The sequence below is a fragment of the Methylobacterium sp. Leaf112 genome, from assembly GCF_001423295.1.
Taxonomy (GTDB): Bacteria; Pseudomonadota; Alphaproteobacteria; order Rhizobiales; family Beijerinckiaceae; genus Methylobacterium.
Window position 1 is genome coordinate 97,525 of the sequence record NZ_LMNG01000032.1, and the last position, 13,365, is coordinate 110,889.

The following is a 13,365-nucleotide window of genomic DNA, read 5'->3' on the forward strand; positions in this document are numbered from 1 at the left end:
GTTCGAAGGGGATGAGAGCTCAGCCGTGGGCGGCGCCGCTGACCCGGAGGTCGATGGCCAGGATGGCGGGGCCGGACGCGATGAAGAGGCGGCGGCCGTCGGGGCCGCCGAAGGTGACGTTGGCGGCATCCGTGGCGGTGGCGATGCGGCCGAGGCGCCGTCCGTCCGGCGTGTAGACCCGGACGCCGTCGCCGCACGCGGCGTAGACACGCCCGTCCGCATCCACCGCGAGCCCATCGGGCACGCCCGCGTCCAGGGTGGCGAAGGTGCTCGGGGCCCCGAGCGTGCGCCCGTTCTCGACGGGGAACGCCAGGATGGCGCGGGCGCCTTCGGGGTTGAGGGAGGCGCCGGTCTCGCTGACGTAGAGGCGGCGCCCGTCCGGACTGAAGGCGAGGCCGTTGGGCTGGTCGAGGGCGTCGCTCATGCCCGTGAGCGTGCCGTCGGGGTCGATGCGATAGACCCGCCGCGCGGCCTGCGCCGGTTCGCGCACGATGCCCTCGTCCGGCATGGAGATGCCGAAGATCGGATCGGTGAACCAGAGTGCGCCGTCGGGCGCCAGCGCCACGTCGTTGGGCGAGTTCAGGGGCTGCCCCCCGTAACGGTCGGCCAGGACCGTGAGGGACCCGTCGGTTTCGGCCCGCACCACCCGCCGGCCCCGGTGCTCGCAGGTCACCAGGCGTCCCTTGGCGTCGAGGGTGTTGCCGTTGGCGTTGTCGGACGGGTCGCGGAAGGTTCTGGTCTTCCCGTCGTCGCCGATGAGCACCATCCGGTTGGACCGCACGTCGCTGAAGACCAGGCCGCCGAGGTGACGCGCGTAGCACGGCCCCTCGCACCAGCGTCCCTCGGAATACAGAGAGGTGAGGCGCGCGTCGCGATCGACCACGGCCGCGAAGTCCGGATCGTCGACGTGCAGGACCGGTGCGGCGGCCGCTTCGCGCGGCATCGCCGTCAGGGCGAAGCCGAAGGCGGCCCGGCCGAGGAAGGTACGTCGGTGCATCGTCGCCCTGGGTTCGAGGAAGAGGCGGGCGGCCCCGTGAGGCCGCCCGGTCGTCGGGGTCAGCGCGCCGGCCGGGTGGAGCCGGTGGCGTCCGGGGCGGCGGGCTTGAAGCTCCAGAGGTCCGTCGGCAAGGCCGCCGGCGCGTCGGGCTTGTAGAAGGCCGAATCCTGGATGCGCGAGGTGGTGACGTAGAGAGTTCCGTCCGGGCCCTCCGCGAAGGTGTCGGGCCAGCGCAGGCGCGTGTCCTTGATCAGGGTGGCGGTCGCGCCGCCCTTGGCGGAAAGGTCGCGTACCTTGATGGAATCGTCCTGGGGCGAGGTGATGTACATCCGCCCATTCGTCCGGGAAATGATCAGCCCGTCCGCCGGGCCGTTCTCGCCCACGGTCTCGATCTTGCCCGAGAGGCTCTTGTCGGCGAGCGCCGTCGGCATCAGGGCCGTGGTGACGCCCTCCGCCAGGGCCTCCGTCGGCAGGCTGTAGAGGGTCTTGCCCTTGATCGCCTGCCAATAGAGGGTCCGGCCGTCGGGCGAGAGGGCGATGCCGTCGGCCGCGAACTCGACGCCGCGCCCGTCCGGCCGGCGCAGGGGCTTGCCGTCGTAGGTCACGGTCACGCCCTCGTCCGCTTGCGTCGAGAGATCGCCGTCGAGGACGCGGCGGGCCTTGCCGCTGGCGAGGTCCACCACCACGAGGGCGCCCTTGGCCCCCGAATCCGTGAGGTAGGCGGTCCTGCCATCGGGCGAGAAGCGCACGTCGTTGAGATAGGAGCCCTGCGGCGCCACCGTCTCGTCGAACGCGATGGTGCGGGCCGGCTGGTTCGTCCGGAGGTCGATCTCGACGAGCTTCGCGCCGCCCGGCACCAGGGCGCCCATGGCGGGGGCGGCGGGATCGAGGACCCAGAGGTTGCCGTCCGGGCTCGCGACCACACTCTGCACGCAGACCCAATGATCCTTGGCCGAGACCTCGTCCTTCTTCGCGTTGCGCCAGGAATTCCAGGCGGCATCGGGGAACGGCACCACCTTGCCGTCCTTCACCTCGGCGACGGACACCTCGGTGTCCTCGGTCCATCGCGGAAAATTGACGAAGATCCGGCCGTCCTTCGACACGGTGACGCCGGTGACCTGATGCTCGAAGCTCGCGACCTTCGTCAGCGCATCTCCGGCCGGCACGTTGCCGGTCGGCGTGCCCCCGGGGGCCGGTTGCGCGCGGGCGGGAGATCCGCCCAGAGCCGTACCGACGGCGAGGGCGGTCAGGAGAGAAGTAGCGGTCGTGTGTCGGGTCATTGCGATCTCACGGGGCGGAAAGGCTCGGGATTCGTGACGACAACGCACGCACCCGCGGCCAAGCTTCATCCCGGCCGAAACCTCGTCCCGTCCGCTCGTCTGGGGTGCAGCGAACGGGCGCCGGATGTCGCGTCCGTCTGGTGTCGAGGGATCGCCGAGGACGGCGACGGATCTCGCCGGGTCGGCGTTGGTAGTCGATGGTCCTTCGCCGCGAGGCCTTGCCAGAAGCCAAGGACCACTTCGGCGAAGAGGCTAACGGTCCGGACCGCGACACGGGCCGACCGAGCGGATCTACTGTGCTTTCGACCTGTATCTGGGAATGGATGCGCTGCCGTCCGGCTTGGCCGACTATGTTCCGCTATCATTTGATCTTATCTCAGGATAACCCAAACTCTTATTTGAAGATCATCGGATAACGTATTCGTGATCAATAATTCGCATGGCAGGCGAGTGTCTGCGACGATCAGACATTGGAAAATGTCTTTGGCGATTGAGGGATTATTAAGCGCAACTTGCCATACGGGTCCTGCACGCGCTGGGGGTATTCCAGCCCAGAGGGAGAAACCGAGATGTTTGATTCCGGCAGTCGCGCCACGCTCGATGCGATCGATCGTTCGCAGGCGCGGATCGAGTTCGATCTGAAGGGTGCGGTGCTGGACGCGAACGGGCTGTTCCTCGACCTGCTCGAATATCCCCTCGCCGAGGTCCGGGGCCGGCATCATAGCCTGTTCGTCTCGGCCCAGGAGCGGGAGAGCCCGGCCTACGAGGCGTTCTGGGCGGCCCTGCGTGCCGGTCAGTTCCAGGCGCGCGAATTCATGCGGACCACGAAGAGCGGTCGCGAGATCTGGATCCAGGCGTCCTACAATCCGGTCCTGAACCGGGCCGGCAAGGTGGTGAAGGTGGTCAAGATCGCCACCGACATCACGGCCCAGAAGCAGCGCATCGCTTCCTACGAGGGGCAGATCGCGGCGATCAACCGCTCGCAGGCCGTGATCCACTTCACCCCCGACGGGGTGGTCACCGACGCCAACGCGAACTTCCTTGATGCCCTCGGCTACCGCCTCGACGAGATCAAGGGGCGCCACCACAGCCTGTTCGTCTCCCCCGAGGAGCGCGACGGTCCGGCCTATGCCGGGTTCTGGCGCAGCCTGGCCGGGGGCGAGGCCCATTCGGGCGAATTCCGCCGGTTCGCCAAGGGCGGCCGCGAGGTCTGGATCCACGGGGCCTACAATCCGATCCTGGGGGCCGACGGCAAACCTTACGCGGTGGTGAAGTTCGCCAACGACGTCACGGCCCAGGTGAACGATCGCAACCGCCGCCGCGACGGCCAGCGCCTCATCGACAACGACCTCGCCCTCATCACCGATGCGATCTCCGGCGTGAGCCGTCAGGCGGCATCCACGGCCGAGGCCGCGGCCCAGACCTCCGGCAACGTCCAGGCCGTGGCGGCCGGCGCCGAGGAGTTCTCGTCCTCCATCGAGGAGCTGAGCCGGCACGCCGTCGAGGCCAAGGGCGCGGCCGACGAGGCCGTGGCCCGGGCGGGCGAGGCCGGGACCATCATCTCCGGGCTCACCGCCTCGGCCGAGAAGATCGGCGAGGTCGTCACGGTGATCCGCTCCATCGCCGACCAGACCAACCTGCTGGCGTTGAACGCCACCATCGAGGCGGCGCGGGCCGGCGAGGCGGGCCGGGGCTTCGCCGTCGTCGCCGCGGAGGTGAAGGCGCTGGCCAACCAGTCGTCCCGCGCCACGGAGGAGATCGGCACGCAGATCGCGGCGGTGCAGGCCTCGACGAACCGGGCCGTGCACGCCATCGAGGCCATCGGCCGGACCATCGGGCATCTCAGCGAGATCTCCCTCAGCGTTTCGTCGGCGGTGACGGAGCAGGCCGCGGTCACCCGCGACATGTCGGTGAACATGCAGAACGCGGCCCAGAGCGTCGAGCTCGTCCGCCAGACCATGGACGGCATCGCCCGGGCGGCCCACGACGTCGACGCCTCCGTCCAGGCGGTCAGCGGCGCGGCGCGCGCCCTGGCGTGACGATCCGGAGCGGCAGCCCCTCCGGGTGCGCCGCCGCTCCGCTCACCCCAGATCCTGCAGGTGGCGCGCGGCGATGAGCGAGGCCGCCGTGCGGTTCTCGACGCCGAGCTTGGCGTAGATCCCCTCGAGGTGCTTCGTCACCGTGCGGGGGCTCAGGCCCAGGATCTCGCCGATGTCGCGGCTGGCCTTGCCGCGCGACAGCCACAGCAGCACCTCCGCCTCCCGCCCGGTCACGGGCAGGCGCGCGCGCAGGCGCTCGATCCCGGCCTCCACGGGGTCGCGGGCGAGGCGCAGAAGGATCTCGTCGCCCGTGCCCCCGATGAAGCTCAGGGTGTGGGCGACGCCGTCGCGGTCCGTCAGGGTCAGGGGCGCCGAGACCGTTCCGGCGACGGAGCCCCGCAGCCAGTCCCGCCCCTGCGGCGGCAGGCCGCCCGCGCCCGGGTCGCCGAAGCCCGCGAGCAGGCGCGCCGCCTGGGGGGTCGACCACAGCACCGCCCCCTGCCCGTCCACCGCGAACAGGGTGCGGCCGGTGGTGTCGAGGGCCGCGCGCGCGCTCTGGGCCGCCCGGGCGCCCGCGAGGTGCACCCGGATGCGCGCCAGGATCTCGTCCGGCGCGATGGGCTTCGTCACGTAGTCGACGCCCCCCGCCTCCAGGCCCTTCACGATGTGCTCGGTCTCCGACAGGCCGGTCATGAAGATCACCGGTACATGGGCGAGGTGGCCCTTGGCCTTGAGGTGGCGGCAGGTCTCGAATCCGTCCATGCCGGGCATCACCGCGTCGAGCAGGATGATGTCGGGGGTGATCTCGTCGACTAGCGCCAGGGCGAGGTCGCCCGCCACCGCCACGAGCACCGTGGCGCCCGAGCGCTCGATGGCGTCGGTGAGGAAGCTCAGGGTGTCGGGGGAATCGTCGACCACGAGGACGATGTCGCGCTGGGGCTCACGCATGGCCTGCGGGCTCCGGCTCGGCCGCCGTCGCGGGCGTGTCTTCGTTCACTGACCCGTGCTGGGGCGCGGGCGCTTCCTGAGCAGCGGGCGCTTCCTGAGCAGCGGGCGTGTCCTGAGCCGCAGGCGCTTCCTGGGCCGCGGGCGTGTCCTGGGCCGCGGGCGCTTGCCGCAGTGCTTCGAGCACGCTCATGACGCGGCGCAGATCGTAGGCCGCCACGAGGCCGCGCATCCGCGCCAGGAACGCGGACGGCGGATCGGGCTCCTCCGCCATCCGCGCGAGCTTGGCCTCCAGGCCGCGGACGTGGCCGATCCGGGCGAGGCGCAGGAGATCCGCCACGGCGTCCGGCCGGGGCGGCGGGCCCGCTTCGTCCGCGGCGGCGGGCGGCGTGTCGGACGCGGGCGACGGGTCCGGCGCGCTCCAGGCGAGGCCGAGCAGACCGGTGACGATCTCCAGAAAATCGCGCAGGTCGAACGGCTTGGCGATGATGGCGTCGTGGGGCGCGTCGTGCCCGCGCGACGGGCTGATCTCGTGGACGTTGGCCGACATCATGGCGATCCGGGCGGTCTGGCCGGCCTCACGCAAGGCCCTGGCCAGGACCCAGCCGGTCATGCCCGGCATGGCGATGTCGAGGAGGAACAGATCGGGCGGATGCCGGGCGGCGAGGTCGAGGCAGGCGGGGCCGTCGGCGGCCTCGATCACGATGAGCCCGAGGGGTTCGAGGATGTCGCGCATGAGGCCGCGATGGGCGGCGTCGTCGTCGGCGACCAGGATGGTGCGGCGCGCACCCGTGTAGGTCCGCGGCACCGCGGACGCCTGGGCCGCCAGCCGCACGGGTTTCGGCCGCGCCACGGAGGCGAGCATGAGGCGCAGGCGAAAGCAGGTGCCCTGCCCCACCGTGCTCTCCACGGTGATCTCCCCGCCCATGATCTGGGCCAGCAGGTGCGCGATGGTGAGCCCGAGGCCGGTGCCCGGGGTGGTCAGCGCCGCCGCCATGGAGCCGCGCTCGAACGGCTCGAACACCCGCTGCAGATCGTCGGCCGGAATGCCGAGGCCGGTGTCGCGAATCGTGAACACCGCGATCTGGCTGCGATAGGCGAGGTCGAGGGCGACGTGTCCCTTCGGCGTGAACTTCACGGCGTTCGACAGGAGGTTGAGCAGGATCTGGCGCAGGCGCTTCTCGTCGGTGGCCACCACCACCGGCAGGGTGTCCGGCCGGGTGAAGCGGAACTCGAGGCCGGCGCCCTCGGCCTGGAGGCGGATCATGTCGCCGATCTGATCGAGGAACTCCGAGAGCCTGATTTCATCGCGATGAATCTGCAGGCGTCCCGCCTCCATGCGGGAGATGTCGAGGAGCCCGTCGATGAGCCCCGACAGGTGCTGGGCCGAGCGCCGGATCACCCGGATGCCGTTCTGGCGCGGCGCCGGGATGGAAGGATCGCCCTCCAGCAATTGCGCGTAGCCCAGCACCGCGTTCAGCGGCGTGCGCAGTTCGTGGCTGATGCCGACCACGTAGCGGCTTTTCGCGAGGTTCGCCGCCTCGGCCGCCTCCTTGGCCTGCTGGAGCTTCAGGTCGGTGATCTTATGGGCGGCGATCTCGGCTTGGTAGAGCCCGGTCTGGCGGGCGGTCTCCTCCAGGGCGACGTGGCGGCTCTCCTGGGCGAGCACGAACAGCCACGCGACGATGCCGAGGATCACGATGAGGATGAGGAACACGGAGGTGAGCGCGGCGGCCAGCATGTCCCGGTGCTCGGGGTGCTCCGAGACCGCGCCCGCATGGACGATGCCGAGGATCAGCGCTACGGCGCTGACCAGTGTGAGCATCAGGGCGAGGTAGCGCCCGAGCGGTGCGCCGATCCAGATCGCCGTGCGGGCCGGCAGGACGCGTGCGAGGACGCCCTGCGCCTGGGCATCGAGGCGACCGTGCGGCTTGCACAGGTCGCCGCAGCGGGCATCGAGGGAGCAGCACAGGGAGCAGATCGCCCCGCCATAGGCCGGGCACTCGGCCATGTCCTCGGGCTCGAACGGATGCTCGCACACCCGGCAGGTGATGGCGGCCGCACCGTTCCAGTCGGTTTTCGGGGTTCGCGCGAGGTAGTAGCGCCCGCCCGTGCCCCACGCGATGGCGGGGGCGGCGGCGAAGGCGACGACGAGGGCCAGCATCGGGCCGAACGGCGTGAGCGTGACGCCGAGCCAGCCGAGATGCGCGGCGAAGCCAGCGCCCATGGACAGGGCCATGGCACCCGTGCCGACGGGGTTGATGGCGTAGAGGTGCGCCCGCTTGAACTCGATGCCGGGGGGCGACAGGCCCAGCGGCTTGTTCACCGCGAGATCGGCGCTGAGCGCCCCGACCCAGGCCGAGACCACCACCGCGTAGAGGCTGAGGGTGCTGGCCAGGGTCTTGTCGATGCCGAGTTCCATGAGCAGGAGCGCGATGGCGACGTTGAACACCAGCCAGACCACGCGCCCCGGATGGCTGTGGGTGAGGCGGGAGAAGAAGTTCGACCACGCGATGGAGCCCGCATAGGCGTTGGTGACGTTGATCTTGATCTGCGAGACCACGACGAACACGGTCATCAGGGCGATGGCCCAGGGGCCCGGCGCGACCACGTAGCCGAAGGCGATCGTGTACATCTGCGTCGGTTCCGCCGCCCGGTCGGCCGGCACACCGTGGCGCAGGGCCAGGATGGCGAGGAACGAGCCGAGCAGGATCTTGAGGAAGCCCGGGACGATCCAGCCCGCCCCCGCACCGAGCACGGCGGCCCACCAGCGGCGCTTCCCGCCGGGTTCCATCGCGGGGACGAATCGCAAAAAGTCGACCTGCTCGCCGACCTGCGCCAGGAGGGCGAGCAGGATGCCGGTGGCGAGGCCGAATCGGGCGAGATCGAACCCGCCGGCACCGGTTTCCCCGGCATGGCCGAGCCACTCGCCCACGGGCGCCCCGCCCTGCCAGACGATGCAGGCGAGCGGCAGCAGGTTGAGGACGATCCACAGGGGCTGGGTCCAGATCTGGAACCGGCTGATGAGGGTGATGCCGTAGATCACCAGCGGAATCACCGCCACCGCGCTGACGAGGTAGCCCAGCGCCAGGGGCAGGCCGAAGCACAGTTGCAGGGCCATCGCCATGATCGCCGCCTCGATGGCGAAGAACAGGAACGTGAAGCTCGCATAGACCAGCGAGGTCACCGTCGAGCCGATATAGCCGAAGCCCGCGCCCCGGGTGAGGAGGTCGATGTCCACGCCGTAGCGGGCCGCGTAGGCGCAGATCGGCACGGCGGTGGCGAAGATGATGAGCGCCACCACCACGAGGGCCGCGAGGGTGTTGGTGAAGCCGAGGGCGAGCACCAGGGTGCCGCCGATGGCCTCCAGCGCCAGGAACGACACGGAGCCGAGCGCCGTCTGCGCCACCCGCAGGCCAGACCAGCGCCGCGCCGCCTTGGCGGTAAAGCGCAGGGCGTAGTCCTCCAGCGTCTCGTCGGCGACGAAGCGGTTGTAGTCGCGCCGGATCGGCAGGATGCGCTGGTGCTGGGGCATGGGTCGGCACGAGGGTAGCACGCGCGGACCCTGTTCCCGAGGCGGGGTGAGCCGCATCGCTTGGCTTCGATTCGCGCGTGCGTTCGATGCGCGAAAAGGCCGTTACGATGGGCCTCCTCGCGGGCCCGCTCCATACGCAAGACTGCGTATCGACCGCACCGCACCATGCGGCCTAGCCTTTGCGTATCGATCCACGGCCCTTTCGACGGGCCGGGCGACGACGATCAAGGATTTTGGGCACGATGGCAGAGAGCAAGGGCAACGGCCTGCAATCGGCGCTGCGGCGCAGGCTTCTCATGGGTCTCGCCGGCGTGCCGGCCATCGCGCTGATGCCCCGGATGGCGTTCGCGGCGGGCCCGGCGACGGCCACCGTGAACACCACCGGCCTCGCGGTGACCGACACCGAGGTCACGGTCGGCATCCTGCATTCCGCCACCGGCACCATGGCGATCTCCGAGACCGGCTCGATCCAGGCCGAGAAGCTCGCCATCGCGCAGATCAACGAGGCCGGCGGCGTGCTCGGCCGCAAGATCAAGATCATCCAGGAGGACGGCGCCTCCGACTGGCCGACCTTCGCGGAGAAGGCGAAGAAACTGCTGGTCAACGACCATTGCGCCGCCGTGATGGGCTGCTGGACCTCGGCCTCGCGCAAGGCGGCGCTGCCGGTGTTCGAGCAGTACAACGGCCTGCTGTACTACCCGACCTTCTACGAGGGCCTGGAGCAGTCGAAGAACGTCATCTACACCGGCCAGGAGGCCACGCAGCAGATCCTCGAATCGCTGAACTGGGTCGCCAAGGAGAAGGGCGCCAAGACGTACTTCTTCATCGGCTCCGATTATATCTGGCCCCGCACCTCGAACAAGATCGCCCGCAAGCACATCGAGAACGTGTTGAAGACTAAGGTCGTGGGTGAGGAATATTTCCCGCTCGGTCACACGCAGTTCAACTCGGTGATCAACAAGCTGAAGCTCACCAAGCCCGACGTGATCTTCACCGACGTCGTCGGCGGTTCGAACGTGGCGTTCTACAAGCAGCTCAAGGCGGCCGGCATCGACCTGTCGAAGCAGACCCTGCTGACCATCTCGGTGACCGAGGACGAGATCGACGGCATCGGTGGCGACAACATCGCCGGGGCCTATTCCTGCATGAAGTACTTCCAGTCGCTCAAGAACCCCAACAACGAGAAGTTCGTCGCGGCCTTCCACAAGATGTGGGGCGAGAAGACCGTCATCGGCGACGTGACCCAGGCCGCCTATCTCGGACCGTTCCTGTGGAAGATGGCGGTGGAGAAGGCCGGGTCATTCGACGTCGACAAGGTGGCGGCCGCCTCCGCCGACATCGAGTTCAAGGAAGCCCCCGAGGGCTACGTCAAGATCCACCCCAACCATCACCTCTGGTCCAAGACCCGCGTCGCCAAGGCGCTGCCGAACGGCCAGTTCGAGGTGGTCTACGAGAGCAAGGACCTCATCGAGCCGAACCCCTTCCCCAAGGGCTACCAGTAGGACCGCTCTCCGCGCCCGCTGGATCAGGTCCAGTGGGCGCGGGTCCCCTCTCCTTCCAGGAGAGGGAGCGCGTCGCGCCTCTTTCGAGATGACCGCGCCCGCAGCCTCCCACGGCCCAATGCTTGCAACGCGATGGCCGAATCCTTCGGAAGGTCGAAAAGAATGCTCGGCGACTATTCCCTCACGGACCTCAGCTCGATCTTCGTGATGCAGGGCTTCGCCGGGCTGATCCTGTTCTCGGTCTACACCCTGATGGCGCTGGGCCTGGCGATCATCTTCGGCCAGATGGGCGTGATCAACATGGCGCACGGGGAGTTCATGATCCTCGGCGCCTACATGACCTACCTGTGCTCCGGGTTCTTCCAGACCCACCTGCCGGCCCTGTTCCCGGCGTACTTCTTCGTCGCCATGGCGCTGGCCTTCGTGGCGTCGGGAGCCCTCGGGATGCTGGTGGAATGGGCGCTGATCCGCCACCTCTACAAGCGCCCGCTGGACACCCTGCTCGCCACCTGGGGCCTGTCGCTCATCCTGCAGCAGGCCTATCGGACGATCTTCGGGCCGCGCGAGGTCGGCGTCGAGCTCCCCGCCTGGCTCATCGGCTCGGTGCAGGTCACCGACACCATCGAGATCCCCATCAACGGCATGTTCGTGATGGCGATCACCCTGCTCATCACCGCCGGCGTCGCGCTCCTCATGTACCGCTCGCGCTTCGGCGCCCAGGTCCGCGCCGTAGTGCAGAACCGGCCCATGGCGGGCGCGGTCGGCATCGACACCGAGAAGGTCGACCGCCTGACCTTCGGCCTCGGCTGCGGCATTGCCGGCGTTGCCGGCTCGGCCTTCACCATGGTGGGCTCGACGGGGCCGACCTCGGGCCAGCTCTACATCGTCGACACCTTCCTCATCGTGGTCTTCGGCGGCGCCGCTTCGCTGCTCGGTACCATCGCGTCGGCCTTCTCGATCTCGCAGACCCAGTCGACCCTCGAATTCTTCCTGTCCGGCTCCACCGCCAAGGTGATCACGCTGCTGGCCGTCGTCGGCATCCTGATGCTGCGGCCGCAAGGTCTCTTCACCCTCAAGGTCCGGCGCTGAGGAGCTTCCTGTGATGATCAGCCCGAAATCCACGTCGACCGTCCACGACAACCCGTTCATGAAGCCCATGGAGTGGATCAGCCTCGCGCTGCTGGCCGCCGTGATCTTCCTCGTGCTGCCGATGCTCCTCGACGCCTTCCGGCTCAACCTGGTGGGCAAGTACCTCACCTACTCGTTCGTGGCGCTGGGCCTCGTCATCTGCTGGGGCTTCGGCGGCATCCTCTCCCTCGGCCAGGGGGTGTTCTTCGGTCTGGGCGGCTACCTCATGGCCATGTTCCTGAAGCTCGAAGCGTCGAGCGTCGAGAACACGAAGATCCAGTCGACGCCGGGCATCCCCGACTTCATGGACTGGAACCAGATCACCGAGCTGCCGTGGTTCTGGAAGCCGTTCACCAGCCTGCCCTTCACGATCCTCGCCGTGATCGTGGTTCCGGCGTTCTTCGCCTTCGTCATCGGCTCGGCCATGTTCCGCCGGCGGGTGGGGGGCACCTACTTCGCCATCATCACCCAGGCCATCGCCGCCATCCTGACGATCCTCATCGTCGGCCAGCAGGGCTACACCGGCGGCATCAACGGCATCACCGACCTGCGCACCCTGAACGGCTGGGACATCCGCACGGACCGCGCCCACAACATCCTCTACTTCGTCAACGGCGGGCTGCTCGTCGCCTGCATCCTGTTCGCCCAATACGTGAAGCGCTCGAAGCTCGGGCGAATCCTCGTCGCCATGCGCGACAAGGAGGACCGGGTCCGCTTCTCCGGCTACCCGGTGGCGAGCTTCAAGACCTTCGCGTTCTGCCTCGCCGCCGTGTTCGCCGCCATCGGGGGCGCGATGTTCACCCTGCAGGTCGGGTTCATGTCGCCGTCCTTCGTGGGCATCGTGCCGTCCATCGAGATGGTGATCTACGCGGCCGTGGGCGGGCGCCTGTCCCTGTTCGGCGCCGTCTGGGGCACGCTCCTGGTCAACTGGGCCAAGACCACCTTCTCGGAGAGCTTTCCCGAACTCTGGCTGTTCGGCCTCGGCGGCCTGTTCATCCTCGTGGTCCTCGCCTTCCCGAACGGTCTCGCGGGGATCTACCGCACCTATGTCGAGCCCCGCCTGACCCGGCGCGTGAAGGCCCTGGAGCCCGCCCCCGCCGTCGCCCTCCCCCACGCGGCCGAGTAGGATTTTTTCGGAATGAACGCCGCGCTGCTCCCCTCGCACATCATCGGTGCCGCCCCGGCGGAGAAGAACTTCCTCCTGGCGGTGGAGGGCCTGACCGTCTCCTTCGACGGGTTCAAGGCGGTCAACGACGTGTCGTTCTACGTCGACCCCAACGAGATCCGGGTGATCATCGGCCCCAACGGCGCCGGCAAGACCACGGTTCTCGACCTCATCTGCGGCCGCACTAGGGCCAGTTCCGGCTCGATCAAGTACAAAGGCACGGAGCTCACCAAACTCTCCGAGAGCGCCATCGTGCAGGCCGGGGTCGGGCGCAAGTTCCAGACGCCGTCGATCTACGACGACCTGACCGTGTTCGAGAACCTCGAGATCTCTTATCCCCGCGGCCGCTCGGTGTTCGGGGCGCTCACCTTCAAGCGCGATGCCGAGGTCCGCGACCGCATCGAGGAGGTCGCCGGCATGATCTTCCTCAAGGACCAGCTGCTGGAGCGGGCCGAGTTCCTCAGTCACGGCCAGAAGCAGTGGCTCGAGATCGGCATGCTGCTGATCCAGGACCCCGAACTCCTCATGCTGGACGAGCCCGTCGCCGGCATGAGCGTCGGCGAGCGCATCAAGACCGCAGAACTCCTGAACCAGATCATCGTCGGCCGCTCGGTACTCGTCATCGAGCACGACATGAAGTTCGTCGAGGACATCGCCCACCGGGTCACCGTTCTGCACCAGGGCAAGGTCCTGTCGGAGGGCTCGATGGACCGGGTCAAGAACGACCCCAAGGTCATCGAAGTCTATCTCGGCCACTGAGAGGGAACGGGTTCA

Annotated in this window: 9 protein-coding genes; 5 read left to right on the forward strand and 4 right to left on the reverse strand. The window is 68.6% G+C overall.

Annotated features, from left to right (window positions below; translation table 11 throughout):
* Window positions 1–19 precede the first annotated feature (19 nt).
* Window positions 20–997: an SMP-30/gluconolactonase/LRE family protein gene (locus ASF52_RS18880; protein WP_056175337.1), complete on the reverse strand. Its 978-nt coding sequence runs from the start codon at window positions 995–997 to the stop codon at window positions 20–22.
* Between the two features lie 59 nt (window positions 998–1,056).
* Complete coding sequence (locus tag ASF52_RS18885) at window positions 1,057–2,277, reverse strand: SMP-30/gluconolactonase/LRE family protein (protein ID WP_056175340.1); 1,221 nt, start codon at window positions 2,275–2,277, stop codon at window positions 1,057–1,059.
* Between the two features lie 569 nt (window positions 2,278–2,846).
* Between ASF52_RS18885 and ASF52_RS18890 the strand changes: the two genes are divergently transcribed.
* Window positions 2,847–4,316: a methyl-accepting chemotaxis protein gene (locus tag ASF52_RS18890; protein WP_056175343.1), complete on the forward strand. Its 1,470-nt coding sequence runs from the start codon at window positions 2,847–2,849 to the stop codon at window positions 4,314–4,316.
* Window positions 4,317–4,358: 42 nt separating this feature from the next.
* Here ASF52_RS18890 and ASF52_RS18895 read toward each other — a convergent pair whose 3' ends face one another.
* A complete protein-coding gene (locus ASF52_RS18895) occupies window positions 4,359–5,264 on the reverse strand; it encodes a response regulator transcription factor (RefSeq protein ID WP_056175345.1) in 906 nt (301 codons plus the stop codon).
* A complete protein-coding gene (locus ASF52_RS18900; RefSeq protein ID WP_156630232.1) occupies window positions 5,257–8,796 on the reverse strand; it encodes a hybrid sensor histidine kinase/response regulator in 3,540 nt (1,179 codons plus the stop codon). Before ASF52_RS18900 ends, ASF52_RS18895 begins: the two co-directional genes overlap by 8 nt.
* Window positions 8,797–9,038: 242 nt before the next feature.
* Here ASF52_RS18900 and urtA point away from each other — a divergent pair, with 242 nt between their 5' ends.
* The 4 genes from urtA (at window position 9,039) to urtD (ending at window position 13,350) form a co-directional block, all read left to right on the forward strand.
* On the forward strand, window positions 9,039–10,298 hold the full coding sequence (gene urtA / locus ASF52_RS18905) for an urea ABC transporter substrate-binding protein (RefSeq protein ID WP_056175348.1): 1,260 nt from the start codon (window positions 9,039–9,041) through the stop codon (window positions 10,296–10,298).
* A 162-nt stretch (window positions 10,299–10,460) separates the two neighbouring features.
* Window positions 10,461–11,387: an urea ABC transporter permease subunit UrtB gene (gene urtB / locus ASF52_RS18910; RefSeq protein WP_056175352.1), complete on the forward strand. Its 927-nt coding sequence runs from the start codon at window positions 10,461–10,463 to the stop codon at window positions 11,385–11,387.
* A 13-nt stretch (window positions 11,388–11,400) separates the two neighbouring features.
* Complete coding sequence (gene urtC / locus ASF52_RS18915) at window positions 11,401–12,552, forward strand: urea ABC transporter permease subunit UrtC (RefSeq protein WP_056175355.1); 1,152 nt, start codon at window positions 11,401–11,403, stop codon at window positions 12,550–12,552.
* Between the two features lie 12 nt (window positions 12,553–12,564).
* Window positions 12,565–13,350 (forward strand): urea ABC transporter ATP-binding protein UrtD, encoded by a 786-nt coding sequence (gene urtD / locus ASF52_RS18920; protein ID WP_056175359.1) that lies wholly within the window; start codon window positions 12,565–12,567, stop codon window positions 13,348–13,350.
* Window positions 13,351–13,365 lie beyond the last annotated feature (15 nt).